General features: G+C 74.1%; 21 protein-coding genes, 1 tRNA gene, 2 pseudogenes and 1 riboswitch. Of the genes and pseudogenes, 16 read left to right on the forward strand and 8 right to left on the reverse strand.

The window, feature by feature from the left end:
- The 9 genes and pseudogenes from ACLIYP_RS18135 to ACLIYP_RS18175 all read left to right on the forward strand — a co-directional run.
- Positions 1-446, forward strand: a pseudogene (locus ACLIYP_RS18135) (hypothetical protein); the annotation flags it as partial.
- A gap of 86 nt (positions 447-532) precedes the next feature.
- The gene (locus ACLIYP_RS18140) at positions 533-1,981 is read left to right on the forward strand and encodes an MFS transporter (RefSeq protein WP_412714180.1); all 1,449 of its coding nucleotides are present in this window, start codon (positions 533-535) and stop codon (positions 1,979-1,981) included.
- A gap of 167 nt (positions 1,982-2,148) precedes the next feature.
- Positions 2,149-3,366: a cytochrome P450 family protein gene (locus ACLIYP_RS18145; RefSeq protein ID WP_412714197.1), complete on the forward strand. Its 1,218-nt coding sequence runs from the start codon at positions 2,149-2,151 to the stop codon at positions 3,364-3,366.
- Between the two features lie 195 nt (positions 3,367-3,561).
- Complete coding sequence (locus tag ACLIYP_RS18150) at positions 3,562-4,518, forward strand: transglycosylase family protein (protein ID WP_412714181.1); 957 nt, start codon at positions 3,562-3,564, stop codon at positions 4,516-4,518.
- Between the two features lie 235 nt (positions 4,519-4,753).
- Positions 4,754-4,924: riboswitch (cyclic di-AMP (ydaO/yuaA leader) on the forward strand.
- A gap of 6 nt (positions 4,925-4,930) precedes the next feature.
- Entirely contained in the window at positions 4,931-5,656 is a 726-nt protein-coding gene (locus tag ACLIYP_RS18155) for a transglycosylase family protein (protein ID WP_412714182.1), read from the forward strand.
- 263 nt (positions 5,657-5,919) lie between these two features.
- Positions 5,920-7,209 (forward strand): phosphopyruvate hydratase, encoded by a 1,290-nt coding sequence (gene eno / locus ACLIYP_RS18160; protein WP_412714183.1) that lies wholly within the window; start codon positions 5,920-5,922, stop codon positions 7,207-7,209.
- A 186-nt stretch (positions 7,210-7,395) separates the two neighbouring features.
- Complete coding sequence (locus ACLIYP_RS18165) at positions 7,396-7,914, forward strand: FtsB family cell division protein (protein ID WP_412714184.1); 519 nt, start codon at positions 7,396-7,398, stop codon at positions 7,912-7,914.
- Between the two features lie 82 nt (positions 7,915-7,996).
- Positions 7,997-8,563, forward strand: a complete 567-nt coding sequence (locus tag ACLIYP_RS18170; protein WP_412714185.1) for a DUF501 domain-containing protein — start codon at positions 7,997-7,999, stop codon at positions 8,561-8,563.
- Between the two features lie 74 nt (positions 8,564-8,637).
- A complete protein-coding gene (locus tag ACLIYP_RS18175; RefSeq protein ID WP_412714198.1) occupies positions 8,638-9,573 on the forward strand; it encodes a Ppx/GppA phosphatase family protein in 936 nt (311 codons plus the stop codon).
- A 35-nt stretch (positions 9,574-9,608) separates the two neighbouring features.
- On the opposite strand, the pseudogene ACLIYP_RS18180 reads toward ACLIYP_RS18175, so the two are convergent.
- Both ACLIYP_RS18180 and ACLIYP_RS18185 read right to left on the reverse strand, forming a co-directional pair.
- Positions 9,609-9,794, reverse strand: a pseudogene (locus ACLIYP_RS18180) (type II toxin-antitoxin system RelE family toxin); the annotation flags it as partial.
- 18 nt (positions 9,795-9,812) lie between these two features.
- On the reverse strand, positions 9,813-9,956 hold the full coding sequence (locus ACLIYP_RS18185) for a hypothetical protein (RefSeq protein ID WP_412714186.1): 144 nt from the start codon (positions 9,954-9,956) through the stop codon (positions 9,813-9,815).
- A gap of 446 nt (positions 9,957-10,402) precedes the next feature.
- Here ACLIYP_RS18185 and ACLIYP_RS18190 point away from each other — a divergent pair, with 446 nt between their 5' ends.
- Positions 10,403-11,785, forward strand: a complete 1,383-nt coding sequence (locus tag ACLIYP_RS18190) for an NAD(P)/FAD-dependent oxidoreductase (RefSeq protein ID WP_412714187.1) — start codon at positions 10,403-10,405, stop codon at positions 11,783-11,785.
- Between the two features lie 244 nt (positions 11,786-12,029).
- On the opposite strand, the gene ACLIYP_RS18195 is transcribed toward ACLIYP_RS18190, so the two are convergent.
- Complete coding sequence (locus ACLIYP_RS18195) at positions 12,030-14,564, reverse strand: ABC transporter permease (protein ID WP_412714188.1); 2,535 nt, start codon at positions 14,562-14,564, stop codon at positions 12,030-12,032.
- A gap of 70 nt (positions 14,565-14,634) precedes the next feature.
- A complete protein-coding gene (locus tag ACLIYP_RS18200) occupies positions 14,635-15,426 on the reverse strand; it encodes an ABC transporter ATP-binding protein (protein ID WP_412714189.1) in 792 nt (263 codons plus the stop codon).
- A gap of 375 nt (positions 15,427-15,801) precedes the next feature.
- Between ACLIYP_RS18200 and ACLIYP_RS18205 the strand changes: the two genes are divergently transcribed.
- From ACLIYP_RS18205 to ACLIYP_RS18215, 3 genes are all read left to right on the forward strand, one after another.
- A tRNA-Leu gene (locus ACLIYP_RS18205) sits at positions 15,802-15,883 on the forward strand.
- Between the two features lie 561 nt (positions 15,884-16,444).
- A complete protein-coding gene (locus tag ACLIYP_RS18210) occupies positions 16,445-17,311 on the forward strand; it encodes a Bax inhibitor-1/YccA family membrane protein (RefSeq protein WP_410538293.1) in 867 nt (288 codons plus the stop codon).
- Positions 17,312-17,499: 188 nt separating this feature from the next.
- Positions 17,500-17,850, forward strand: coding sequence for a hypothetical protein (locus tag ACLIYP_RS18215; RefSeq protein ID WP_412714190.1), 351 nt, complete (start codon positions 17,500-17,502; stop codon positions 17,848-17,850).
- Positions 17,851-17,950: 100 nt separating this feature from the next.
- Here the strand turns inward: ACLIYP_RS18215 and ACLIYP_RS18220 are convergent, their stop codons facing one another.
- From ACLIYP_RS18220 to ACLIYP_RS18235, 4 genes are all read right to left on the reverse strand, one after another.
- On the reverse strand, positions 17,951-18,274 hold the full coding sequence (locus ACLIYP_RS18220; RefSeq protein WP_412714191.1) for a hypothetical protein: 324 nt from the start codon (positions 18,272-18,274) through the stop codon (positions 17,951-17,953).
- A gap of 258 nt (positions 18,275-18,532) precedes the next feature.
- Entirely contained in the window at positions 18,533-19,591 is a 1,059-nt protein-coding gene (locus ACLIYP_RS18225; protein ID WP_412714192.1) for a hypothetical protein, read from the reverse strand.
- 309 nt (positions 19,592-19,900) lie between these two features.
- Positions 19,901-21,121 (reverse strand): acetyl-CoA C-acetyltransferase, encoded by a 1,221-nt coding sequence (locus tag ACLIYP_RS18230; RefSeq protein WP_412714193.1) that lies wholly within the window; start codon positions 21,119-21,121, stop codon positions 19,901-19,903.
- A gap of 251 nt (positions 21,122-21,372) precedes the next feature.
- On the reverse strand, positions 21,373-22,518 hold the full coding sequence (locus ACLIYP_RS18235) for an SGNH/GDSL hydrolase family protein (protein ID WP_412714194.1): 1,146 nt from the start codon (positions 22,516-22,518) through the stop codon (positions 21,373-21,375).
- A gap of 215 nt (positions 22,519-22,733) precedes the next feature.
- Between ACLIYP_RS18235 and ACLIYP_RS18240 the strand changes: the two genes are divergently transcribed.
- The 3 genes from ACLIYP_RS18240 to ACLIYP_RS18250 form a co-directional block, all read left to right on the forward strand.
- Positions 22,734-24,143, forward strand: a complete 1,410-nt coding sequence (locus ACLIYP_RS18240; protein WP_412714195.1) for a cystathionine beta-synthase — start codon at positions 22,734-22,736, stop codon at positions 24,141-24,143.
- Positions 24,144-24,550: 407 nt separating this feature from the next.
- Positions 24,551-25,390: a MurR/RpiR family transcriptional regulator gene (locus ACLIYP_RS18245; protein ID WP_412714199.1), complete on the forward strand. Its 840-nt coding sequence runs from the start codon at positions 24,551-24,553 to the stop codon at positions 25,388-25,390.
- A gap of 205 nt (positions 25,391-25,595) precedes the next feature.
- A partial coding sequence (locus ACLIYP_RS18250) for a hypothetical protein (RefSeq protein WP_412714196.1) occupies positions 25,596-26,127 on the forward strand: 532 nt, incomplete at its 3' end.

Raw genomic sequence — 26,127 nt, forward strand, 5'->3', positions numbered from 1 at the left:
GGGCGCTGGGGGCCGCCCACCCCAGGCTCCACCCGGCCCGTCCGGCGCCCGTGAGCCCCTGGCCCACAAGGGTCTCGAGCGCCTGCGCCGGCGAGCCCGGCAGGCGGAACGGCAGGGCGGCGGGCCTGGCCGCCGCGGTGGCGGTCACGGCGGTGTTCACCTGGAACCTGGTCACCGGCGACGACGCGACGCAGCGGCCCGCCGGCCCCGGCACACCGGTCAACCCCCTCTCCCCGCCCCCCTCGCCGTACCTGCCGCACCCGCGGCCGCCGCTCCCGACCGGTGTCCCGCCGGTCCCCGCGCCCCTTCCGACGGGGACGGCGGTGGAGTGCGGGCCGGCCGAGATCCGCCTGGCGGGCGACTGCGTGCCGGTCGGCGACCTCGTCGCCACCCCGGCCCCCGTCGTCACCCCGGACCCCGGCGCCGCGCTCCGGTCGCCGCGGTGAGCGGCCCGCCGGGCCCGTACCGAAGGAACCGGGACCGGAGCCGGGGCCGCCGGGCCGGGCGGGGCGGCCGGTGGCGGCTCCTTAGCATGGGTGCCATGGTCAAGCGTCCGGCCGAGGCCGGGGAAACCCAGGGGACACCCGTACCGGGCCCGGCCCGGGCGCCGTGGCTGGTCGTGCTCGCCGCGTGCGCGGGGCAGTTCCTCGTCGTGCTCGACGTCTCGGTCGTCAACGTGGCGCTGCCGTCCATGCGCACCGGGCTGCGGATGGACGCCGAGCAGCTCCAGTGGGTGGTCAACACCTACACGCTGACCTTCGCGGGGTTCATGCTGCTCGGCGGACGGGCCGGCGACCTCTTCGGGCGCAAGCGCGTCTTCCTTGCCGGGCTCGGCCTGTTCACCGCCGCCAGCCTCGCCGGCGGCCTCGCCCAGGAGCCCTGGCAACTGCTGGCCGCGCGGGCCGTGCAGGGGACGGGGGCCGCCGTGCTCGCCCCGTCCACCCTGACCCTGCTCACCACCTCCGTCCCGGAGGGGCCGGCCCGCGCCCGGGCCATCGGCACCTGGACGGCGGTGGGCGCCGGGGGCGGCGCGGCGGGCGGGTTCGTCGGAGGTGTGCTCACCGAGGCGCTGTCCTGGCGCTGGGTACTGCTGGTCAACGTGCCCATCGGCGTGCTCGTGCTGCTCGCGGTCGCGCTCCGGCTGTCGGCGGACCATCCGGCCGGAGGCGCCCGCCGCCTCGACGTGCCCGGCGCGGTGCTGGTCACCGGCGGTCTCGGCGCGGTGGCTTACGGCATCGTGCAGACGGAGGCGGCCGGCTGGGCCGAGCCGGTCACGCTCGTGCCCCTGCTGGGCGGCCTGGCGCTGCTGGGGGTGTTCGTCGCGGTGGAGTCCCGGGCCGGGGCGCCGCTGATGCCGCTGCGCCTGTTCCGGCTGCCGTCGGTGTCGGCCGCCAACGCCGCGATGTTCGTGTGCGGCGCGGCGCTGGTCTCCTCCTGGTACTTCATGTCGCTGTACATGCAGAACGTGCTGCTCTACACGCCCCTCCAGGCGGGCCTGGGGTTCCTGCCGCACTCGCTCAGCGTCGTGGCCGGGTCCAAGCTCGCGCCCCGGCTGATGCACCGGATCGGGGCCCGCAACACCGCGCTGACGGGCGTGGCGCTGGCGGCGTGCGGCTTCCTGTGGTTCAGCTCGGTCATGGCCGCCGACGGCGGCTACGCGGCCACGGTGATGGGGCCGGGGGTGACGACGATGCTCGGCACCGGGCTGCTGGCCACCCCGCTGGCCTCCCTGGCCACCTCGGGCGCCCCGCACCGGGACGCGGGCGTGGTCTCGGCGATGGTGAACACCTCCCGCACCATGGGCGGTTCCCTGGGGCTGGCGGTGCTCTCCACCGTCGCGGCCTCCCGGATCACCGGCGACGCCCCGGACGCCCTCGCCCCCGGTTACGCCCTGGCCTTCCGCACCGGTGCGGTGGTCCTGGGGTGCTGTCTGCTGCTGGTCGCGCTGACGCTGCCGGGGGAGGGCCGCCGCGTCCGGTGAGGCGGCGGGCGTACGGGCCGCTCCGCCGGGCGTACGGGGGCCGCGTTAGCGTCGGAGGCGTGGACCACGAGAACGCCGGCGCCGACCGCCCCCCGCCCCCGCCCGCCGTACCGCCCGCTCCTGCCGCTCCTCACCCGCCCGCTCCTGCCGCTCCTCACCCACCCGCCCTGTTCTCGCACGAGTTCGCCACCGACCCCTACCCCGCGTACGCCTGGCTGCGCGAGCACGCGCCCGTGCACCGCACCGTGCTGCCCAGCGGGGTGGAGGCGTGGCTGGTGACGCGGTACGAGGACGCGCGCGAGACGCTGGCCGACCCGCGGCTGAGCAAGAACCCCGTCCACCACAGCGAGGCCGCGCACGGCAAGGGGAAGGTGGGGATCCCGGGCGAGCGCAGCGCCAACCTGATGACGCACCTGCTCAACATCGACCCGCCGGACCACACCCGGCTGCGGCGGCTGGTGTCCAAGGCGTTCACCCCGCGCCGGGTGGCGGCCTTCGAGCCGCGCGTACGGGAGCTGGCCGACCGGCTCATCGACGGCTTCGCGGCGCGCGGCAGCGCCGACCTCATCCACGAGTTCGCGTTCCCGCTGCCGATCCACGCCATCTGCGACATGCTCGGCGTCCCGGCCGAGGACCAGGACGACTTCCGCGACTGGGCGGGCATGATGCTGCGTCACGGCGGCGGCCCGCGCGGCGGGGTGGGCCGGGCGGTGAAGCGGATGCGCGCGTACCTGGCCGACCTGATCCACCGCAAGCGCGGCGACCTGGGCGAGGACCTGATCTCCGGCCTGATCCGGGCGAGCGACCACGGCGAGCACCTGACGGAGAACGAGGCCGCGGCGATGGCGTTCATCCTGCTGTTCGCCGGTTTCGAGACCACCGTCAACCTCATCGGCAACGGCACCTACGCGCTGCTGCGCCACCCGGGGCAGCGGCGGCTGTTCCAGGAGGCGTCGGCGGCGGGCGACACCGCACTGCTGCAGACGGCGGTGGAGGAACTGCTGCGCTACGACGGGCCGGTGGAGCTGGCGACCTGGCGGTTCGCCACCGAGCCGATGGAGATCGGCGGACAGCGGATCGCCACCGGCGATCCGGTGCTGGTGGTGCTGGCCGCCGCCGACCGCGACCCGTCGCGGTTCGCCGACCCGGACACCCTGGACCTCACGCGCGGTGACAATCCTCACCTCGGATACGGACACGGCATCCACTACTGCCTGGGGGCGCCGCTGGCGCGGCTGGAGGGGCGGATCGCCCTCACGGCCCTGCTGGGACGCCTCCCCGACCTGCGGCTCGCGGCGGAACCTGCCGATTTGCGCTGGCGGGGCGGCCTCATCATGCGCGGACTGCGCGAACTGCCGGTGGAGTTCGACCCGGTGCGCGGGTGACGCACAGTCATGTGCGTGATCAGTGCGTGATCTGCGAGACACTGACTTGTGATGATCGGCCCGGTGACGCTACGTTCAGCCGTCAACCGCTCGACCTTGTCATCTGTCCACGCACGAGAGGCTCCACACATGCTTTCCGGGAACGGTAGACACCGCCGCCCCCGCCAGGCTCCCGCCATCTTCGTCACGGCAGGAGTGACCGGCGCGGGATTCGCCATCCCCCTGCTCGGGGCGGCGGGCGCGCAGGCGGCAGACCTCGACACCTGGGACCGGGTCGCGCAGTGCGAGAGCGGCGGCCTGTGGAGCGCCGACACCGGCAACGGCTACTACGGAGGCCTCCAGCTCACCCAGGAGATCTGGGAGCAGTACGGCGGCACGTCGTACGCCGAGCGCCCCGACCTCGCCAGCCGCAGCCAGCAGGTCGCGGTGGCCGAGAAGATCCTCGCCGACCAGGGGCCGGAGGCCTGGCCCTCCTGCGGCGTCAATGCCGGGCTGCGCCACGACACCACCGGCGAGGCCCCGGCCATCGACCCGGGCAACCTCCTGCCGGAGGAGGACGCGCGGGACGGCGGGAGCGGCGGGGGCCTCCTGGACGGCGTCCTGCCGGGCGGCGACGCGGAGGAGGAGTCCCCGGCCGCCGGCGAGGACGAGGACGGGTCCGGCGGCGCGAAGGGCGGCGCCGGGGACGAGCGGAAGGCCCCGAAGGGCGGCGCCGCGGAGGACGGCACTGCACGGGACGGCGCCGAGGACGAGGGCGCGAAGGACGGCGGTGCGAAGGACGGCGCCCGCGCCGAGGCGGGAGAGGGCACCGGAAAGCACCGCGGCGAGCGCGACCCGCGCGAACTGGAGCTGGAACGCGGGGCGGAGAGCCGGGCGCCGGAGGGCCGGGAGGCCGCCGGCGACGAGCGGTCCGGGGAGGCCGCCGACCGCTCCGCCCGCGCCGAGCGCCCCGCGCTGGCGGGCACCGTGAGCGGTCTGGGCACCCGCGGGACGGACGAGGGCTACCTCGTGCGCCCCGGGGACTCGCTCGTGACGATCGCCCAGGAGCACGGCGTGCCGGGCGGCTGGAGCGGGCTGTACGAGAGCAACAAGGACGTCGTGGGCGAGGATCCGGACCTGATCCTGCCGGGACAGGAGCTCACTCTCGGATGAGCGCGGACGGCCCTGCGGGATGACCCTCCCGGGCGACTGCGGCGTGTCGTTCCTGTCCGGCCTAACGCTCCTCACCTGACCTGCGGGTTCCATCCGTGCGGGCGTCAGAAAGGGTGAACCGCGGGTTTCTGACATGCTTTGAGACGTATGCCCCGGTGTGCTTACCGTCGTGTCGCTCGCACCGCGAGTGCCACCGACCGCAGCGCCGAATCCTGCCGGCGGCCGGTGGGCAGTCGTCGCGTCAGCGCCGATGGCAGGAGCGGGGGAACCAGGTAGGCGCCGCCCAGGACCGCACGGTCCGAGGCGGCTTGGGGTGAAGTCGCCCGGGGCTCCGCGCCCCGGACGGCCGGGCTTGCTCACTGCCCGAACCCGACAGCTCACCTCGCAGGCGTCGGTGAGACAAGGGACGTCCATGCTGTTCACCGGCAAGGGGCACGACAGCCGCACCGCCAGAGCCGTCCGCGCGGCCGCGCTGACGGGCGCCGCGGGCGCCGCCATCGCCGTTCCGGTGGCGGGCGCGCCGGGCGCCTCGGCCGCCTCCGTCGACACCTGGGAGCGGGTGGCCCAGTGCGAGTCCGGCGGCGACTGGTCCATCAACACCGGCAACGGCTACTACGGCGGTCTGCAGTTCTCCCAGTCCAGCTGGGAGGCCGCCGGCGGCACCCGGTACGCGCCGCGCGCCGATCTGGCCACCAGGGAGCAGCAGATCGCCGTGGCCGAGCGGCTGCTGGCCATGCAGGGGCCGCGCGCCTGGGCCTGCGCCGAGAAGGGCGGCCTCACCGCCGACGGGCCCGCGGCCGAGGTGGACCCGGGCGGCGGCCGCTCCGTCGGCCCCGGCGCCGGGCGGACGTACTCCGAGTCGCGCGACCGCTCGCAGCCTCAGCCGCGGAACCAGTACCGGAGCCAGTCGCAGGAGCAGTCCCAGAAGCAGTCCGGGTCGCTGCCGCGGGGCGCCTCCGAGCGGGCGGACGACCACCGGGACGGCGCCGAGTCCGGCTACACGGTCAAGTCCGGCGACACGCTGCGCGCCATCGCCGCCGCCCACGGCACCACCTGGCAGCGGATCCACCAGGACAACGCCGACGTCATCGGCGACGACCCCAACCTGATCTTCCCCGGCCAGCAGCTCCGGGTCTGATCCCCTGCTGTGCCCGCCCCGGCGCCGCTCCCGTCACCCGGCGGCGCCAGCCCGGTGCGGTGTGTCACCTCCCCCGGCGGAGGGCGCGCCGCACCGGGTTTATTCAATTTGGAAACAAAATGCTCTCACCCGCGCTGAGCTGCGATTTCACCCTCCGTTCCGCCGTATGGCACGGGCTGTCGGCGAGGTGGCGTGCGCGGGCCGGATAGGCTCAGGGCACTGAGACCCGACACACACGCCCGACACACACGAAGGAGACCCTCGTGCCGTCCATCGACGTCGTAGTGGCCCGCGAGATCCTCGACTCGCGAGGCAACCCCACGGTCGAGGTCGAGGTCGGCCTCGACGACGGCAGCACCGGTCGTGCAGCCGTTCCGTCCGGCGCCTCCACGGGCGCCTTCGAGGCCCTTGAGCTGCGTGACGGAGACAAGAGCCGCTACGGCGGCAAGGGCGTCGAGAAGGCCGTCCTCGCCGTCATCGAGCAGATCGGCCCGGAGCTGGTCGGATACGACGCCACCGAGCAGCGCCTGATCGACCAGGCGATGTTCGACCTGGACGCCACCCCGGACAAGTCCTCCCTCGGCGCCAACGCCATCCTCGGCGTCTCGCTGGCCGTCGCCCACGCCGCCTCCGAGGCGTCCGACCTGCCGCTGTTCCGCTACCTCGGCGGGCCGAACGCGCACCTGCTGCCGGTGCCGATGATGAACATCCTCAACGGCGGATCGCACGCCGACTCCAACGTGGACATCCAGGAGTTCATGATCGCGCCGATCGGCGCCGAGTCCTTCTCCGAGGCCCTGCGCTGGGGCACCGAGGTCTACCACACCCTCAAGAAGGTGCTGAAGGAGCGCGAGCTCTCCACCGGTCTGGGCGACGAGGGCGGCTTCGCCCCGAACCTCGGCTCCAACCGCGAGGCGCTCGACCTCATCCTGGAGGCGATCGGGCAGGCCGGCTACACCCCCGGCCAGGACATCGCCCTCGCCCTGGACGTCGCCGCCTCCGAGTTCCACAAGGACGGCCGCTACGTCTTCGAGGGCCAGGAGCGCACCGCCGCCCAGATGACCGACTACTACGCCGAGCTGGTCGAGGCGTACCCGCTGGTCTCCATCGAGGACCCGCTGTTCGAGGACGACTGGGACGGCTGGAAGACCATCACCGAGCGCCTGGGCGACAAGGTCCAGCTCGTCGGTGACGACCTGTTCGTCACCAACCCCGAGCGCCTGGCCCGCGGCATCGAGGAGGGCGCCGCCAACGCCCTGCTGGTCAAGGTCAACCAGATCGGCTCCCTGACCGAGACGCTGGACGCCGTCGAGCTGGCCCAGCGCAACGGCTTCAAGTGCATGATGTCCCACCGCTCCGGCGAGACCGAGGACGTCACCATCGCCGACCTGGCCGTCGCCACCAACTGCGGCCAGATCAAGACCGGCGCCCCGGCCCGCTCCGAGCGCGTCGCCAAGTACAACCAGCTGCTGCGCATCGAGGAGATCCTCGACGACGCCGCGGTGTACGCCGGACGCTCGGCGTTCCCGCGGTTCCGCTCCGCGGACCGGTAAACGCAGCCGCTCCGCGGAGCGCTGAGCACGGCCGCGGGAAGCGGCCCCGCCGTCACCGCGTCCCCGCCGCCGTCCCGTACGGTGGCGGGGACGCGGCGGCATCGCGGCGGTACACGGCGGCATCGCGGCGGTACACGGCGGCGCACCGCGACGGCACGGCGACGACAGGGCAGCAGGGGAGGCGAGGTGGCCGCGGAACGGGACAGGTTCTCCACCGCGACCAGGCTCAGGGCACTGGGCACACAGGCGGCCGAGCGCGTCTACCGCGCCCAGAACCGCCGGATGCGCGCCCCGCGCCGCAGCCGGCTGACCGGCCGTGCCGCACTGCTCGTCCTGGTCCTGTGCTCGCTCGTGGTCGCCCTGGCCTACCCCATGCGGCAGTACGTCTCGCAGCGTGCGGAGATCGAGGAGCAGCGGCGCCTGGTCGAGGAACTGCGCGGCCGGGTCGAGGAGAAGCGCGATCTGAAGGCCCGCTGGAAGGACCCGGCCTACGTGGAGCGGATGATCCGCGAGCACCTGCTCTACGTGCGCCCCGGCGAGACCGGCTACGTCCTCCCGCGCGGTACGTCCGGCCGTACCGGCGAGGGCGCCTCCCGCTCCCGCCGCACCGCGGAGTCCGGTCCCGCCGAACAGGCCTGGTACCGGCACCTGTGGGACGGAGTGGACGCGGCGGACGCCTCCGGCGCCGCCGGGCAGCGCCCCTGAGCGGTCCGGAACCGGCCCGGACCCCGACCGCCCCGCCGGGCCCCCGCGCCCGGCCCCGACACCCCTGAGGCATCCTGGCCACATGGAAACGCCCCCGCCCCGTACCGAGCCCACCGCGCCGACCGAAGCCGACGTCGAGGCATTCCAGCAGCAGCTCGGCCGCCCGCCGCGCGGTCTGCGCGCCATCGCGCACCGCTGCCCCTGCGGGCGGCCCGACGTGGTGGAGACCGCGCCGCGGCTGGAGGACGGCACGCCCTTCCCGACCACGTACTACCTCACCTGCCCGCGCGCGGCCTCCGCGATCGGCACCCTGGAGGCCGAGGGCGTGATGAAGGAGATGACGGAGCGGCTGCGCACCGACCCGGAGCTGGCCGCCGCGTACCGCCGGGCGCACGAGGACTACATCGCGCGCCGCGACGCCATCGAGGTGCTGGAGGGCTTTCCCAGCGCGGGCGGGATGCCCGACCGCGTCAAGTGCCTGCACGTCCTGGTCGCCCACTCGCTGGTCGCGGGCCCGGGCGTCAACCCGCTGGGCGACGAGGCGATCGCCATGCTCCCGGAGTGGTGGCGCAAGGGGCCGTGCGTGAGCGCGGCCGAGGACGGCGGGGACACCGGGAACGCCGGGAACGCCGGGGAGGACGCGCGGTGACGGGGACGGAGAACAACACGACGAACGGCACGACGGCCGGCACGACGGCCGGCACGGCGGTCAGGGTCGCGGCCATCGACTGCGGCACGAACTCCATCCGCCTGCTCGTCGCCGACATCGACCCGGCCACCGGCGAACTGACCGACCTCGACCGCCGGATGACCATCGTCCGCCTCGGCCAGGGCGTGGACCGCACCGGGCGGCTGGCCCCCGATGCCCTGGAGCGCACCTTCGCGGCCTGCCGCCAGTACGCCGAGGTGATCCGCTCACACGGCGTCACCCCCGGGCGCACCCGCTTCATCGCCACCTCCGCCTCGCGCGACGCCGAGAACCGGGACGACTTCGTGCGCGGCGTCGTGGACATCCTGGGTGTCGAGCCCGAGGTGATCACCGGTGACCAGGAGGCCGCGTTCTCCTTCACCGGCGCCACCAGGGAGCTGGCGGGCACCGAGCACCTGCCGGGGCCGTACCTGGTGGTGGACATCGGCGGCGGCTCCACGGAGTTCGTGGTCGGCGAGGACGGGGTACGGGCCGCCCGCAGCGTGGACGTCGGCTGCGTCCGGCTGACCGAGCGCCATCTGCTGCGCGACGGCACGATCACCGACCCTCCCTCGAAGGCGCAGATCGCCGCGATGAGGGCGGACGCCGAGGCCGCCCTGGACCTGGTGGAGGAGACCGTCCCGCTGGCCGGTGCGCGGACGCTGGTGGGACTGGCCGGCTCGGTCACCACCGTCGCCGCCGTCGCGCTGGGACTGTCCGAGTACGACCCGTCGGCCATCCACCACTCCCGGATCGGCGCGGAGGAGGTCGCGGAGGTCACCGCGCGCCTGCTGGCCGCCACCCACGACGAGCGCGCCGCCATCCCCGTGATGCACCCGGGCCGGGTGGACGTGATCGGCGCGGGCGCCCTCGTCCTCCAGACGGTCATGGAGCGCACCGGGGCCGGGGAGGTCGTGGTCAGCGAGCACGACATCCTCGACGGCATCGCCCACTCCTGCGCCACGCGCTGACCTGGGGCCGCGACGGCCCCGAGGAGCCCCGGCTCTCACGGATTCCGGTGGACGTCGCGCCGGTCGCCCACCTTCACGACGGGAACGGCGAGTTCACCTTCGTCGATCCGGTGGGCGATCCGGCAGCCGCCGACCCGGAGCCGGCAGAGCCCGGACGGGCCGGCGAGTTTCCTGACGTCGGCGTCCTCGCGGTACGGGTCTTCGCCGGGCGCGGTCGGCGCGGGGCGGTCAGTTCCGGGTCAGACCCTCGTCCGGCGCGGCCCGCAGGGCCGCCAGCCCACCCGGACGCCGGACTCGGCACCGACGAGGGTGCACGCCCGGCTCTCGCCGGGCAGGGCGCACCCCGCTGCCGGCAGGATCGGCAGCAGTGCGAGACGGCGCATCAGGTCCCCTCCCCGTCGGTGGAAACACCATGTCAGACGTGCCGGGCCGGTGGCGCCGGCCGCTCCCGCGCATCCCCGCGAAGGCGCGATCGGGGCGCCGCGGGAGACCCCGCCGGGAAAGTTCGTGAACTTCTTCACAAGGAAAAGCGCGCGAGCAGGCGATGTTACCTGTCGGTAGTGGCGAATCCGGGTCTCCGCAGCCCGGAAGAGATGGTTCCGGAGGTGTCGGAGCATCGTGCCCCTCCGGGCCGACGGCGGTTCCGCCCGGCTCCACCGGAGGGCGATTGCGCAGCTCACAGGGGGTGTTAAACGTGTTGTGAGGTGCGCCGGTTCCCGGTTCCGGGTGTGGTTCCGGTCACGGGTCGGCGGAGTGTAGCAGAAGAGGGTGAGGTGCTTGTGAAGACCCTCACGAGGGTCCCCCCTGAAGGCAGTGGATACTCGAAGGCATGAGCACCACGGAGCGTCCGCGAATCCTCGTAGTGGGTGGCGGGTACGTCGGTCTGTACGCAGCGCGCCGCATCCTGAAGAAGATGCGGTACGGCGAGGCGACCGTCACCGTCGTCGACCCGCGCTCGTACATGACGTACCAGCCCTTCCTGCCGGAGGCAGCCGCCGGGTCCATCTCCCCGCGCCACGTCGTCGTCCCGCTGCGGCGCGTGCTCCCCAAGGCGGAGGTCCTCACCGGCCGCGTCACCACCATCGACCAGGACCGCAAGGTCGCCGTGATCTCGCCGCTGGTCGGCGAGTCCTACGAGCTGCCCTTCGACTACCTGGTGGTCGCGCTCGGAGCGGTCTCCCGCACCTTCCCGATCCCCGGCCTGGCCGAGAACGGCATCGGCATGAAGGGCATCGAGGAGGCCATCGGCCTGCGCAACCACGTCCTGGAGCAGCTCGACAAGGCCGACTCCACCAACGACGAGGCCGTCCGCCGCCGGGCGCTGACCTTCGTCTTCGTCGGTGGCGGCTTCGCCGGGGCCGAGACCATCGGCGAGGTCGAGGACATGGCGCGCGACGCGGCCAAGTACTACACGAACGTCCGCCGCGAGGACATGCGCTTCATCCTCGTCGACGCCGCGGACAAGATCCTCCCCGAGGTCGGTCCCGAGCTCGGCAAGTGGGGTCTGGAGCACCTCCAGAAGCGCGGCGTGGAGGTCTACCTGTCCACGTCCATGGAGTCCTGCGTCGACGGCCACGTGGTGCTCAAGAACGGCCTCGAGGTGGACTCCGACACCATCGTGTGGACCGCCGGCGTCAAGCCGAACCCGGCGCTGGCCCGCTTCGGCCTGCCGCTGGGCCCGCGCGGCCACGTGGACACCGAGGCGACGCTCCAGGTCAAGGGCTCCGACCACATCTGGGCCGCGGGCGACAACGCCCAGGTCCCGGACCTCGTCGGCCGCGAAGCGGGCAACGAGAACGCCTGGTGCCCGCCGAACGCCCAGCACGCGCTGCGCCAGGCCAAGGTGCTCGGCGACAACGTGGTGTCGGGCATGCGGGGCTTCCCGCAGGCCGAGTACCGCCACGCCAACAAGGGCGCGGTCGCCGGTCTCGGCCTCCACAAGGGCGTCGCGATGATCGCCCTGGGCAAGCGGGTCAAGCTGAAGCTCAAGGGCCGGCTCGCCTGGTACATGCACCGCGGCTACCACGGCCTGGCGGTGCCGACCTGGAACCGCAAGATCCGGGTCTTCGCCGACTGGACGCTCGCGATGTTCCTCAAGCGCGAGGTCGTCTCCCTCGGCGCCGTGGAGAACCCGCGCGAGGAGTTCTACGAGGCCGCCGCCCCGGTCTCGGCCGCCGCCCGGGAGTCCCGGCCCAAGGCCAAGGCCTCCTGACCGGACTGACCGGACGCCGGCGCATCCGGCACACCGCAGGGGCGCCCGCCCCCTCCCGCACACGGAGGGGCCGGGCGCCCCTCGGCTTTCCCGCCCCCGGACGAACACCGGTTGCCCGGGGACCCGCCGCGTGCGCGGGGCCGGCCCGCGGACGCGGCCCCGCGCACGCGGAAGGGGTCCGGACCGCAGAGCGGTCCGGACCCCGGGGCCCCGTGCGGTGCGCCGCCGCGCGGCGGCGCACCGGTCACTCGGTCTTGATGGACTCCAGCATGTCCATCCGCGCGGCCCGCCGCGCCGGCCACAGCGCGGCCAGTACGCCCACCAGCGCCGCCAGCGCGAGGAAGACGCCCATCCGATCCCAGGGCAGCACCAGTTCGTAGGTGGGCATCGAGGAGGCGATCAGCTCCCCGGCCGCCCAGCCGAAGAAGACGCCCAGGCCGACGCCGAGCACTCCGCCGAACAGCGAGATCACCAGCGACTCCAGCCTGACCATCCGCTTGGTGCCGCGCCTGTCCAGGCCGATCGCCCGCAGCATCCCGATCTCCTGCGACCGCTCGAAGACCGACATGGCCAGGGTGTTGACCACTCCCAGCACCGCGACGACCACGGCCATGGCCAGCAGCCCGTAGAGCATGTTCAGCATGAGCGTGATCATCTGGGCGACGGACTCCGAGACGTCCTCCTCGTCCTGGACGAGAACGGCCGGGTTGTCGCCGAGCGCGTCCTCCAGGGCGGACTTCGCCGACTCGCTCGCGCCGCCCTCCGTGGCCACCAGCACCTGCATGCTGGTGACCTTCTCCAGGTGCGGGTCCAGGACGGCGGTGTCGAGCATGATGCCGGTCATCATCTCGTTGCCCCGGTACACGCCCCCGACGGTCAGCTCGCCGCGCTCGCCGTCCTCGTAGACCACCTCGAAGGTCGAGCCGGGCTTCCAGCCGCGCCCCCGCGCGGTGTCGGCGTCCACGATGACGCTCTCGCCGCCCAGGTCGGCGAACGAGCCCTCGGTGAAGTCGAGTTCGGCCAGCTTGCCGAAGCCCTCGCCGTCGACGCCGGTGAGGAACTCGTACTCCTCGCCGATACGGGCGGGGGAGTTGCGCATCGGGCTGAGGGCCGTGACCTCGTCCTGCTCGGCCAGCGTCCGCTCGATCTCCGGCGACAGCGGCCTGTAGTTGGCCATCGAGACCACGTAGTCGGCCCTGAGCGCCTCCGTGGCCATCTTGTCGACGCCCTTCTGGACGCTGCCGGCTATCACGGTCAGGCCGGTGATCAGCGTGAGGCCGATCATCAGCGCCGCGGCGGTGGCGGCGGTGCGGCGCGGGTTGCGCACGGCGTTGAGGCGCGCCAGCTTCCCCGAGACGCCGGCCGCGCGCATCACGGGCGAGGTCAGGGCTATCACCGGGCGCGACAGCAGCGGCGTCAGCACGAACACGCCGATCACCAGCAGCCCGGCGCCCGCGCCCATCGGCGTCTTGCCGTCGTCCATGCCGGTGGCGGCCAGCACCAGCACGGCCCCGGCGCCGGCCAGGACCGCGCCGACGGTGTTGCGCACGACCAGGCCGCGGACGGTGGCGGGTGCGTGCACGCTGTTCATCGCGGCGACCGGCGGCACCTTCGCGGCGCGGCGGGCGGGCAGCCAGGCAGCGGCCACGGTGACCGCGATGCCGACGACCAGCGAGGCGACGACCGCGGCCGGAGTGACCACCAGCGGGCCGTCCGGCACGGTGGCGCCGAGGGAGCCCACCAGCGAACGCAGCCCCGCGCCGATCCCGACGCCCGCCAGCAGGCCGATCCCCGCGGCGACCGCGCCGACGACCACGGCCTCCACCAGCACCGAGCGGGTCACCTGGCGGCGGCTCGCGCCGACCGCGCGCAGCAGCGCCAGTTCCTTCGTGCGCTGGGCGACCAGCATGGTGAAGGTGTTGGCGATGATGAAGACGCCGACGAAGAGCGAGATCCCGGCGAACACCAGCAGCCCGGTGCGCATGCCCTCCATCTCCGCCTCGATCATCCTCGCCTGGTCGTCGGCGAGCGTCCGCCCGGTGACCGCCTCGGCCTGCTCGGGCAGGATCTTCTCGACGCTTCTCCTCAACTCCCCCTGGCCCGTGCCTTCGGAGGCCGTCAGCACGATCTCGCTGTACCGGCCGGGCTGGGAGAACAGCTCCTGGGCGGTGGCGGTGTCGAACAGCACCAGGGTGCCGCCGGCGGCGACGTTGCCGTCGTCGGTGTCGAAGACGCCGGTGACCTTCTCCTCGCGGACCGGGCCGTTGACGGACAGCCGCACGGTGTCGCCGACCCCGTAGCCGGTGCGCCCGGCGGTCGCGGAGTCCAGCGCGACCTCGCCGGCGCGCTGCGGGGCGCGGCCCTCGCGCAGGTCGTAGCGCGGGTCCTCACCCGATCCGTCCGGACCGGTGTCGTAGTTGCCGCCCTGGGTCGACCAGCCCTCGCCGACCAGCCTGCCGTCCTTGCCGGCGAGGGCGGCGAAGCCGGAGACGGCTCCGGTGGCGTGCTCGACGCCCGGCAGCTCCCGGGTGCGCTCCAGCAGTTCGCCGGGGAGGTCGGAGGGGCCGCCGGGGTCGGTCCCGTCGCTGGAGAAGTCGGGGCGGACGGCGACGTCGACGGCCTCGAAGCCCTTGGCGGAGCTCCTCGCGAAGGCCTCGGAGAGGGTGGCGGTGAAGACCAGGGTGCCGGCGACGAACGCCACGCCGAGCATGACGGCGAGCGTGGTCATCAGCAGTCTGGCCTTGTGCGCGAGCACGTTGCGCAGGGCGGTACGGAACATGGGGTCTCGTGATCCTGGGATAGGTGTGGCGGCGCTGCGGGCGGGGGCGTTCCGGACGGGTACCGGCCGGTCAGCTGGTGCGGCCCCGGGCGTCGAACGCCTTCATGCGGTCGAGGACGCTCTCGGCGGTGGGGTCGGCCATGTCGTCGACGATCCGGCCGTCGGCGAGGAAGACGACCCGGTCCGCGTACGAGGCGGCCACCGGGTCGTGGGTCACCATGACCACGGTCTGGCCCAGCTCCCGCACCGAGTTGCGCAGGAAGCCCAGCACCTCCGAGCCGGAGCGCGAGTCGAGGTTGCCGGTCGGCTCGTCACCGAAGATGATCTCCGGCCGGGCGGCCAGGGCGCGGGCGACGGCCACGCGCTGCTGCTGGCCGCCGGAGAGCTGGCTGGGGCGGTGCTTGAGGCGGCCCGACAGGCCGACCGTCTCCACCACGCGGTCCAGCCACTCCCGCTCGGGCCTGCGGCCGGCGATGTCCATCGGCAGCGTGATGTTCTCCAGCGCCGTCAGGGTGGGCAGCAGGTTGAACGCCTGGAAGATGAAACCGATCTTGTCCCGGCGCAGTTGGGTGAGCTTCTTCTCCTTCAGGGAGGACAGCTCGGTCTCGCCTATCCAGGCCGAGCCGGAGGAGAAGGAGTCCAGGCCGGCCATGCAGTGCATCAGCGTGGACTTGCCCGAACCGGACGGGCCCATGATCGCGGTGAACGCCCCCCGCCGGAAGTCCACGGTGACGGAGTCCAGGGCCACCACCTTCGTCTCGCCCTGGCCGTAGACCTTGGTCAGGTCCACGGCGCGGGCGGCCGCGGCGCCGGCGGGGGCGGAGGGCTCGGAGAGGGCGTCGGGCGGGGTGCTGGTGGTCACGGGAAGGGGCTCCTGTCACAGCGGCTTGACGGGGACCCCTCCATCGTCCGTGCGAAACCGGCCACCGGCGTCCACCCCCGAACCTGTCTCGGAGGGAGCCTTCGGGGGGACCGGAACGGCCCGCGTCATCCCTGAGGAGGAGAGGGCACCCTGATGCCTTCCCGTGGCTGGGCAGCGACTTTCCGTCATTCCTGGCGGCAGCGCGGGGGCGCGTGATCCTCTTTGAAGAGGGGCGCGCGCCGCTGATGCTGCATCAGTTGCCAATAAAATCAGACAACCTGGGGCCGGAAGCCCGTTGTCCGAACGAGCGCCGCCGATAGGCTCGTTGAGCGTCCAGGGGAGGGCCGTAGCCAGCCGTGCGGTCCATGAGCCGGTGCCCGGATGGTGGAATGCAGACACGACGAGCTTAAACCTCGTTGGCCTACAGGCCGTGCCGGTTCGAATCCGGCTCCGGGCACACCGGCCCTCGCACGGCCCTCCGCGAAGCGACCGGATCCCGGGCACCGGAACGTGCCGCGCGAGCCGGGGACGTCATCGGGCGGCACGGCCGCCGCCGGAGTGCCGGTGAACGTGGACGCGCAGGGGATCCCGGCCGGCTCCGCCGAGTGTGAGCCCGACCACTGGCACCGCGGCCCCGTTTCCCGTTCCGCGCGCGGCCGGACGCGGCCGGGCTCCGGACGGAGGTCACCGGACGCGAGTGGCCGCCGGCGGACGACCCCACCCGGCCGGCGCGGTGGCGCGGAGCGGCAGGCACGCGGCGTCCCCGGGGCCCGCCCGGGGCCCGGTTCCGCCGCCCGGACGAGGCCGGACGGGCGAGGCCGGGCAGGGGTCGGACAGGGGCCGGGACAGGGGCCGGGGCAGGCGTACGGCAGCCTCTGGCGGGGCATCACAGGCGCGACGGCGGGTACCGGAACAATCACGACTCCTTCCGTCGTTCTTGCAAGTGCACTACCGTGCGGTCTTTGCTAAAGCATTACCCTTGAGGAAGGGCCGCGCGGTGCGGCCATGGAGGAGTGAGATGAGGAGCAGTAACCCGGTCTTCTCGCGACGGGGATTCAGCCGAGACAACGGCTACGCCGGTTTCAACGCCACGCAGCAGCCGCAGGCCGGGAACCCGTACGCCGCCAACCCGTACGCGACCGGCCCCCAGCCCACCAACCCCTACGCCCAGCAGCCCCAGACGGCCGGCCAGCCGGGCTTCCCGCCGGCCGCCCCGCCGCAGGCCGGCCGGATGACGATGGACGACGTCGTCGCCCGTACGTCGATGACGGTGGGCCTGGTCGTCGCCATGGCGGCTGTGGCGTGGATCACGGACCTGTCGCTCGGCCTGGCCCTGGGCGCGATGCTGATCGCGCTGGTCCTGGGTCTGGTGCAGTCCTTCAAGCGCAAGGCGTCGCCCCCGCTGATCCTGGCCTACGCCGCCTTCGAGGGCCTGTTCCTCGGGGCCATCAGCAACTACGTCGACAGCTACATCGCCAACGGGGCGGCGATGCAGGCGGTGCTGGGCACCATGGCGGTCTTCGCCGCCGTGCTGTTCATGTACAAGGCCCGCATCATCCGCGTCACGCAGCGCTTCTACCGCTTCGTGATGGCCGCGGCCATCGGCTTCGTCCTGCTGATGGGCATCAACCTGCTGTTCGCCGTCTTCGGCGGCGGTGACGGCCTCGGCTTCCGCAGCGGCGGCCTGGGCATCCTGTTCGGCGTCATCGGCATCGTGCTCGGTGCCGCCTTCCTCGCCCTGGACTTCAAGCAGGTCGAGGACGGCGTCGCCTACGGCGCCCCCCGCGAGGAGTCCTGGCTGGCCGCCTTCGGTCTGACCCTGACCCTGGTCTGGATCTACCTGGAGTTCCTGCGGCTGATCGCCATCCTGCAGAGCAGCGACTGATCCGGTCGTCCGGACCCCGGCTCCCGGGCCGGACCGGACGGGATCCGCGAGGAGCCCCGGGGCGTTCGCGCCCCGGGGCTCCTGCCGTCCGTCCCGCGTCGGTCCCGCGTCCGTCCCGTGACTGTCCTTTGCGTTCCGCGCGCTCGGCCCGTTGGCGGCCGGGCGCGCGGGGCGCATAGGGTTGCGCCGTGCTCGACGTGACACCCCTGCTGACCGCCGTGGACCGCTTCGCCGACCGGCTGCGGGCCATGCCGCAGAGCGCCCTGGCCCGGGGGGCGGCGGCCGAGGGGCTCGGGCTGGCCAGGGAGTTGGCCGACCGCGCCCAGCGCCTGGAGTCCCCCGGCCGCACCCCGCACGGGCTGCCCGACGCGGGCCTCTTCGCCGTCGGGGACCAACTCGCGGTGGCCGGGCACGATCTGGCGGAGGCGCTGCGGGCGGCCGGCGAGCGGGACGGGGCCGGGCCCCGGGAGCTGGCCGGGGCCGTGGCGCTGGTGGAGGCCGCCGAGACCGCGGCGCTCACCAGGGGCCGCCCCCGTTGACGGCCGTGCGCCGGGCAGACGCGTCCACCGGGCCCGCTGGGAGCCGGACGCCGGGACCACCGGCAGATGCCGCTGTTCGTCCGGGCGTGGTGCAGACGGTTCAGGGCCGCAGCGGCTCGGGCCAGGACGACCGCTCGGAGGCCAGGTCTTCGCGGATGTAGAGGCCCGGCCAGTCCCCGCGCGTGCCGACGGCGACCTCCGGGGCAACGCCCTCGATCCGGTGAACCTCCACCCGGTCGACGGCGGGGGCGTCCAGGCCGCCGCACCCCACGACTTCACCCCGCCCCGCGGACGACCCCAGCGGTGCTCGGTCGGGCATTGCGCTGTGGGACCGGTACAGACTGCCCTCGAACCTGATCCTCGCGGTGCAGTCGCCCTCGTCCCCACCGCCGGAAGCGCAACCGGCCAGAACGAGCACTGCCATGGCCGGAAGCCATCTCATCCGGGTCATGCCAGCTGGGAGGGCGCGAGGCGAATTCCGGTTCCACGGCGCCCGTCGTCCGGGACCGGCCGCGGTCCGCGCGGTTTGCGCGGTCCGCGAGTGCGGCGGGCCGGGCTGCGAGCGGGACCGGCGGCGGGCTCGTTCCCGTGACGGGTGGCGCGGCGTTGTGGCGACGCATGCGGTCCGAAGGCGGCCGGTCGGTGACGCCGGGCTCGGCCGGTGCGGCAGGGGCACGCCCGGTCAGAGCGAGGCGATGACCCGGTCGGCCAGGACGTAGACGCTCTCCCCGCCGCACGCGAAGGTGAGGGCGTACGAGCCGGAGACGCCCGAGCCGCCCAGCAGCACCGGCTCCACGCCCTCGCGCACCGCGGCGGCGAGCCGCTCGGCGGTCTCGCGGTGGCCGGGCGTCATGCAGACGGTGGTGCCGTCGGCGAAGACGTAGACGTCCAGCGTGCCCAGCGGGCCGGGCCGTACGTCGGCCAGCGGCGTGCGGCGCTCGGCCAGTTCCGCCAGCCGCAGACGGGTGGACTCGTGGTCGGCGGTGTCGGCGGCGGTTCCGGTGGCGCCGCCGGACTCCCCGGTGCCGTCGGAGCGCCTGGAGTCCTCCAGATCGTCGGGACCGGTCGCGGGCCCGGGGACGACGGGATCGCCGTTCAGGTCGTAGCCGGGGTGCGAGGGGTGGCGGCGGCGCGCCGCGGCCAGCTCCGCGGAGTCGGCACCGGCCCCCTTCCCCCCGGCTGTGTGCCCGGAGGGCCGTGGCTTGCCGGGGTCGCCGGGGTCGCCGGGGTCGCCGGACTCCCCGGCGTCCTCGGAACCGGGTGCGGCGGGCCGCCTGACGTTCGCCCCGGACCCGGCCCCCTCCCGGTCCGTCTGGCGCGGTACGAAGGCCTCGCCCTCGTGCGCACCGCCGTCCAGGGCGCGTTCCAGCAGGGCGTCGAGCAGTGCCGGGTCGAGGCCGGCGCCCTCGTACTCCGCGCCGCGCCCCTCCGGCAGGAGGCTCTCGGCCCGGTTGTCGCGGGCCTCCTGGGCGGCCCAGAAGGCGCGGGCCTCGGCCAGCTCGCGCTCGCGCTCCTCGGCGAGGGCGGCGGCGACGGCGGACCGGATCTCCTCGGCGTCCGGGGAGGTACGCGCCGGGGGAACGGCGGCGCGCGCCAGGATCCCGCGCGCCTCGGCCGCGGCGAGCCGCACCCGCAGCTCGTCGAGCCGGCGGCGCAGGCCCAGTGCGGTGCGCAGGGCGGCGGCGCCCAGCGCCACGGCGACGGCGGCGGCCAGCAGCAGGATGAGGGATATGGCGCTCACTGACGTACTCCCGGTTGGAACTCCGATCCCTGAATTCCTATCGCAGCCGGAGGGGAATCTCCTGTCGAGCGGTGCGCCGGGCACCGCCAAAAGGGCGTGCGCGGACCTCCGTGCGGACCAATGGAACCCCTGTGAGCAGGGAAGACGGCGAGCCCCCAGGACATAGATCACATCCTGGGGGCTCTTCGGTCTCACCGGTGCATCGACGGCGCGCCGACGGTGGGTCAGATCACATCGTGCGCCGGTCCGGTGTGACGCGGACCACTCGGGCGCAGGGGCCGCGACCGGGACCGTGCGTCCGGGGCCGGTTCAGCTCAGGCGCTCGATGACCATGGCCATGCCCTGGCCGCCGCCGACGCACATCGTCTCCAGACCGAACTGCTTGTCGTGCCACTGGAGGGAGTTGATCAGCGTGGTGGTGATGCGGGCGCCGGTCATGCCGAAGGGGTGGCCGACGGCGATGGCGCCGCCGTTGACGTTGAGCTTGTCCACGTCGATGCCGAGGTCCCGGTAGGAGGGGATCACCTGGGCGGCGAACGCCTCGTTGATCTCCACCAGGTCGATGTCGTCGATGGTCATGCCGGCCAGCTTCAGCGCCCTCCTCGACGCCTCGACCGGGCCCAGGCCCATGATCTCGGGGGACAGGCCGGAGACGCCGGTGGAGACGATCCGGGCCAGCGGGGTGATGCCCAGCTCGCGCGCCTTGGTGTCGGACATGATCACCAGTGCGGCGGCGCCGTCGTTGAGCGGGCAGCAGTTGCCCGCGGTGACCAGGCCGTCGGGACGGAAGACGGGCTTGAGGCCCTGCACGCCCTCCAGGGTCACGCCCGCGCGCGGGCCGTCGTCCTTGGAGACGACCGTGCCGTCGGGCAGCGTGACCGGGGTGATCTCGCGCTCCCAGAAGCCGGCGGCGATGGCCTTCTCGGCGAGGTTCTGCGAGCGCACGCCGAACTCGTCCATGTCCTGCCGGGTGACGCCCTTGAGGCGGGCGAGGTTCTCGGCGGTCTGGCCCATGGCGATGTAGACGTCGGGCAGCTCGCCGTCCTCGCGCGGGTCGCGCCAGCCCTCGCCGCCGCTCTCGGCGCGGGCCGCGGTGCGCGCCTCGGCGTCGGCGAAGACCGGGTTGTGGGTGCCGGGCATGCCGTCGGAGGTGCCGTTGACCGAGCGGGAGACGGTCTCGACGCCGGCCGAGACGAACACGTCCCCCTCGCCCGCCTTGATGGCGTGCATGGCCATGCGGGTGGTCTGCAGCGAGGACGAGCAGTAGCGGGTGATGGTGCAGCCCGGCAGGTGGTCCATCCCCATCTGGACGGCGACGACGCGGCCGAGGTTGTGGCCCTGCTCGCCGCCGGGCAGGCCGCAGCCCAGCATCAGGTCGTCGATCTCGGTCGGGTCCAGCTGCGGCACCTTGTCCAGCGCGGCCTTGACGATGCCGGCGGTCAGGTCGTCCGGGCGGACGTCTTTGAGCGAGCCCTTGAAGGCGCGTCCGATCGGCGAACGGGCTGCTGAGACGATCACGGCTTCGGGCATCACGGCTCCAGGGAACGAGGGCGGAGGGCTGTGGATGTTTGGAAACTACCGTTCCGTAAGGCGGCGGTCACGACTCGCCACGTGTGATCCGGGCCTCTTTTCTAAGCGCTTGCTCAGCTCCGCCCGTTCGCCGTGCCGCCTCGGACCGCCCCGTGCCGCTCGGGACCGCATGGGCCGTACGACAGGGCGCGCGGTGAGGTCCGCCGGACGCCCTGCCGTACGGCCCGCGCCCGGCGCATCCCGCCTGGCCCTCAGCGGAGCGGCGTCCGGGCGTCCCCGCCTCCGGCGCCCGCGGGCTCGGGCGTCCCGGGCCGTTCGGCCACCGCGATCACACCGGCCGCCGGCAGCCGCCTGCGGCGGCGGCGCCTCAGCAGCGCCAGGGGGCCGCGCGTCCCCGAGACCTCCGTACCGCCCTCCCCGGCCGCCGCGGCCGCCGCGGCCTCGACGGGGAGGGCCTCCTCGGCGGGGAGGACCCCCGCGCGGCGCGCGGTGCCGGGGGCATCGGTGCAACCGGGGGCGCCGGGGCGCTCGTCCTCCTCGGGCCACAGGCCCAGTGCGGCGCAGAGCGTGGGCAGGAAGGCCATGGCCGCGGTCGCGTAGCCCTCCGCCGAGGGGTGGTAGTTGTCGGGGCCGAACAGCTCGCGCGGGTTCGCCTCGAACTCCGGACCGAGCAGGTCGCCCAGCGAGACCGTCCACCCGCCCTGCTCCACCACCGCGACCGTCTGGGCCGCCGCGAGCCGGCGGCTCATCCGGCGGGCCAGCCAGCGTAGCGGCTGGGCGACCGGCTCGACCGTGCCCAGGTCCGGGCAGGTGCCCACCACCACCTCGGACCCGGCCGCCCGCAGCCGCGCCACCGCGTCCGAGAGCAGCCGCACCGAGACGGCGGGCGGTACGCGGTGGGTGACGTCGTTCGCGCCGATCATGACGACGCACACGTCGGGAGCGCCGTCGCCGTCGATGCCGCCGTTCTCCAGCAGCCGCGACACCTGGCGGTCCAGGTCGTCCGAGCACGCCCCCGACAGCGCCACGTTGCGCAGCCGCACCGGCCGCTCCGCCACCGCGGCCAGACCCGCGGCCAGCAGCGCGCCCGGGGTCTGCCTCGGCCGGTGGACGCCCTGCCCGGCGGCGGTGGAGTCGCCGAGCAGCGCCAGCCGCAGCGGTGTGGCCTGCGCGCCCGGCCCCAGGGAAGCGACGGCCGTGCCGTACACCCCGTCCGCCACCGGCGGCACGTCGTCCGAGCCGCCCACCCGGCGCCGCGCCAGCCGAACCTCGGCCATCAGCAGGCCGACGGCCGCCCCGCCGAGCAGCCCGGCCCCTCCGCCGCCGTACGCCGCGGCGGTCGCGATCCTGCGCGCCACTCTCGCCCCGGACACCGGTCCGGGCACCGCCCTCACCATCGGACCCTCCGTTCCGCCGCGCCCCCGCAGCCTTCTCGCGCCCCGTACGCGCGCCCCGTACGCCCGGCGCGCGGTCCGTGCGGCGCCCGCACGTCACCATGGGTGTCATGCCCAGTACAGGGTGCTGCGCAACGCGCGTCAACGGCACTCCTGCGTCCCCCTAGGCTGGCTGTACGGGCAGGCGACGGCGACTGCCCCCGAGCGCGGAGAACCAGGTGCAGTATCACGAGTCGATGATCGAGCTTGTCGGCAACACCCCGCTGGTCAAGCTGAACAACGTGGCGGCGGGGATCCGGGCCACCGTTCTGGCCAAGGTCGAGTACTTCAACCCGGGCGGCTCGGTGAAGGACCGGATCGCGGTCCGGATGATCGAGGCCGCCGAACGCTCCGGCGAGCTGAAGCCGGGCGGCGTCATCGTCGAGCCCACCTCCGGCAACACCGGGGTGGGGCTGGCGATCGTGGCCCAGCAGAAGGGCTACCGCTGCATCTTCGTCTGCCCGGACAAGGTGTCCACGGACAAGATCAACACACTGCGCGCGTACGGCGCCGAGGTCGTGGTCTGCCCCACCGCGGTCGACCCCGAGCACCCCGACTCCTACTACAACGTCTCCGACCGGCTGGTGCGCGAGACGCCGGGCGCGTGGAAGCCGGACCAGTACAGCAACCCGAACAACCCCCTCTCCCACTACGAGACCACCGGTCCCGAGCTGTGGGAGCAGACGGACGGCAGGATCACCCACTTCGTGGCCGGCATCGGCACCGGCGGCACCATCAGCGGCACCGGCCGCTACCTCAAGGAGGTCTCCGGCGGGAAGGTGCGGATCGTCGGCGCCGACCCGGAGGGCTCGGTGTACTCCGGCGGCTCGGGGCGCCCCTACCTGGTGGAGGGCGTCGGCGAGGACTTCTGGCCCAGCGCCTACGACCGCGAGGTGACGGACGAGATCGTCGCCGTCTCCGACAAGGACTCCTTCCGGATGACGCGGCGGCTGGCCCGCGAGGAGGGACTGCTGGTCGGCGGCTCCTGCGGCATGGCGGTGGTCGCGGCGCTGCGCGTGGCCGAGCGCCTCGGGGAGGACGACACGGTCGTCGTCCTGCTGCCGGACGGCGGGCGCGGCTACCTCTCGAAGATCTTCAACGACGAGTGGATGGCGGACTACGGCTTCCTGGAGGAGGGCGAGCCCACCCAGGCCCGCGTCGGCGACGTACTGCGCCGCAAGGACGGCGGGCTGCCCTCGCTGGTCCACATGCACCCCGAGGAGACGGTCGGCGAGGCCGTCGAGGTGCTGCGCGAGTACGGCGTCTCGCAGATGCCCGTGGTCAAGCCCGGCGCCGGGCACCCGGACGTGATGGCGGCCGAGGTCGTCGGCTCGATCGTCGAACGCGACCTGCTGGACGCGCTGTTCACCGGGAGCGCGAAGCTGGAGGACCCGCTGGAGGCCCATATGAGCGCACCGCTGCCGCAGGTCGGTTCGGGCGAGCCGGTCGCCGACCTGATGGCGGTGCTGGAGGGGGCCGACGCGGCGATCGTGCTGGTGGAGGGCAAGCCGACCGGAGTGGTCAGCCGCCAGGACCTGCTGGCCTTCCTCGCCCGGAGCAGCGGGGCCGGAAGCGGCGGGACGGAGTAGGTACCGGGCCGTCACGGCCCGGAAAAACGCGCTTAACACCCGTCGGGCACTGTGGTGCCCAGCGGCGCGGAGGACCACGGAGCGGCTCCCGGACTCCTCCCGGCGCCCGGGACGCGGGCCCGACCCGGCCGCGCGTCCTCGCGGGGACCGCCGTCGTCCCGCCTCTGGTGTCCGCACCGGGGTGCGGCGGTCCCCGCGCGACCCCTGCGCGCGACCCCTGCGCGCGACTCCTCCGCACGGCTCCCCGGCGGGCTCCCCGCGTGTGCGCGCCCCGGCGGGCCGGGCCGGTACTGGCCGATACTGAATAGGCTTATGCGGAGCAGGAGGACCCTGAAGAGGGCCGGCGGGGCAGCGGGGCGGAGGGGCAGGTGGACACGGTGAGCGGTGCGGGCACGCGGCTGCTGAGGATGTTCGAGGGGCACCGGCTGACCCCCACCCAGCGGCGGATCGCCCACTGCATGGTGCGGCGCGCGGACGACGCGCCGTTCCTGTCCAGCGTGGAGCTGGCGGAGCTGGCCGGCGTCAGCCAGCCGTCGGTGACCCGCTTCGCCGTGGCACTGGGCTTCGACGGCTATCCGGCGCTGCGCAGGCATCTGCGCGAAGCCCTGCCCGCGCCCTCGGAGGGGGGCGCCCCCGGTGCCGGCGCGGGCGGGGCGGACGGCGGTGGCACGGCGGGCAACGCGTACCAGCAGGCCGTGCACGCCGAGATCGAGAACCTGCGGCAACTGGCGGCGCTGCTGGCCGACCCCGCCCCCGTCGCCGAGGCCGGGAGCCTGCTGGCCGCCTCGCGCCCGCTGCCCGTCCTGGGGCTGCGGGCCGCCGCCGCGCAGGCCCGCGGCTTCGCGTACTTCGCCGCCAAGGTGCACCCGGACGTACGCCTGCTGGACGAGGGCGGCTCGATGCTGGACGACCGCCTCGACGCCGCGGTGCGGGCCGGGGCGAGCGCGCTGCTGTGCTTCGCGCTGCCGCGCCACCCGCGCGAGACGGTGGCGGCGCTGGAGCACGCCCGGGAGGCCGGGCTGCGGATCGTCACCGTCGCCGACAGCGTCTTCGCGCCCGTCGCACGCCCGGGCGACCTGCTGCTGCCCGCCGCCGTCGGGACCGCGCTGTCCTTCGACACCGCCTGCTCGCCCATGATGCTGGGACGGGTGCTGCTGGAGGCGATGTGCGACGAACTGCCCGACGCGCAGGCCCGGCTGGAGGACTTCGACGCGCGCGCCGCCCGGCGGGGCCTGTTCGCCGACTGACCGGCGCGGCCGGGTGCCGCGCGGGAAGCGGTATCCGGCCGCGCCGGACGGGGGATCCCGCCGGATGCCGGACGGGATCCGCCGTTCTCTCAGGCGAATCTCATCAACCCTCAGTACGCTTTCGCACCGAGCGGGCCGTCACGCGGTGACGCGGCGGCACACGGCCGAACGGAGACCGGTACCGAAGGGAACGAGGAGGGCAGCCGTGGGACGGGGAGCGTACGCGCTGGCGAGGGTCGCGGTGTACACGCGGACGGCGGGCACCGCACTGTGGTGGACCGGAGTGGCGGCCGCGGGCGCCGGCCTGGCCGTACCCGGGCTGACCGGGCGGCGCATCGGGATCCTGGGCGGGGCCGCGCTCTTCCTCGTGGCGGCCGTGGCGGCCTTCCTGGCGCGCCGCCGCCGCTGCGCCGGGCTGATCAAGGCGTCGACCGCGGCGGGCAAGTGGGTGGTGCTCCACGACCGCGCGGTGACCGTGCGCGCCTGGCTGCGCAGGCGCCGCTGGTGGCTGGCCGCCGCCTTCCTGGCCGCCGTGGCCTCGTCCCCGGCCGCCCCGGCCGCCGGCGGCATGCTGCTGGCCGGGGCCGGCGCGGGCCTGTGGGCCAAGGCTGTGTGGCTGGGCCGCTGGGAGCGGCGCAACGAGAAGCTGCTGTGGGTGCGCCCGGAGTGGGCGGACGGGCGCAGCCCGTCCCGCAAGGACGTGCGCGGCTGGATGACCACCGGCCCCCTGGCCGGGG

Origin of the sequence: Streptomyces nanhaiensis (genome assembly GCF_046614825.1) — a bacterium.
GTDB lineage: Bacteria > Actinomycetota > Actinomycetes > Streptomycetales > Streptomycetaceae > Streptomyces > Streptomyces radiopugnans.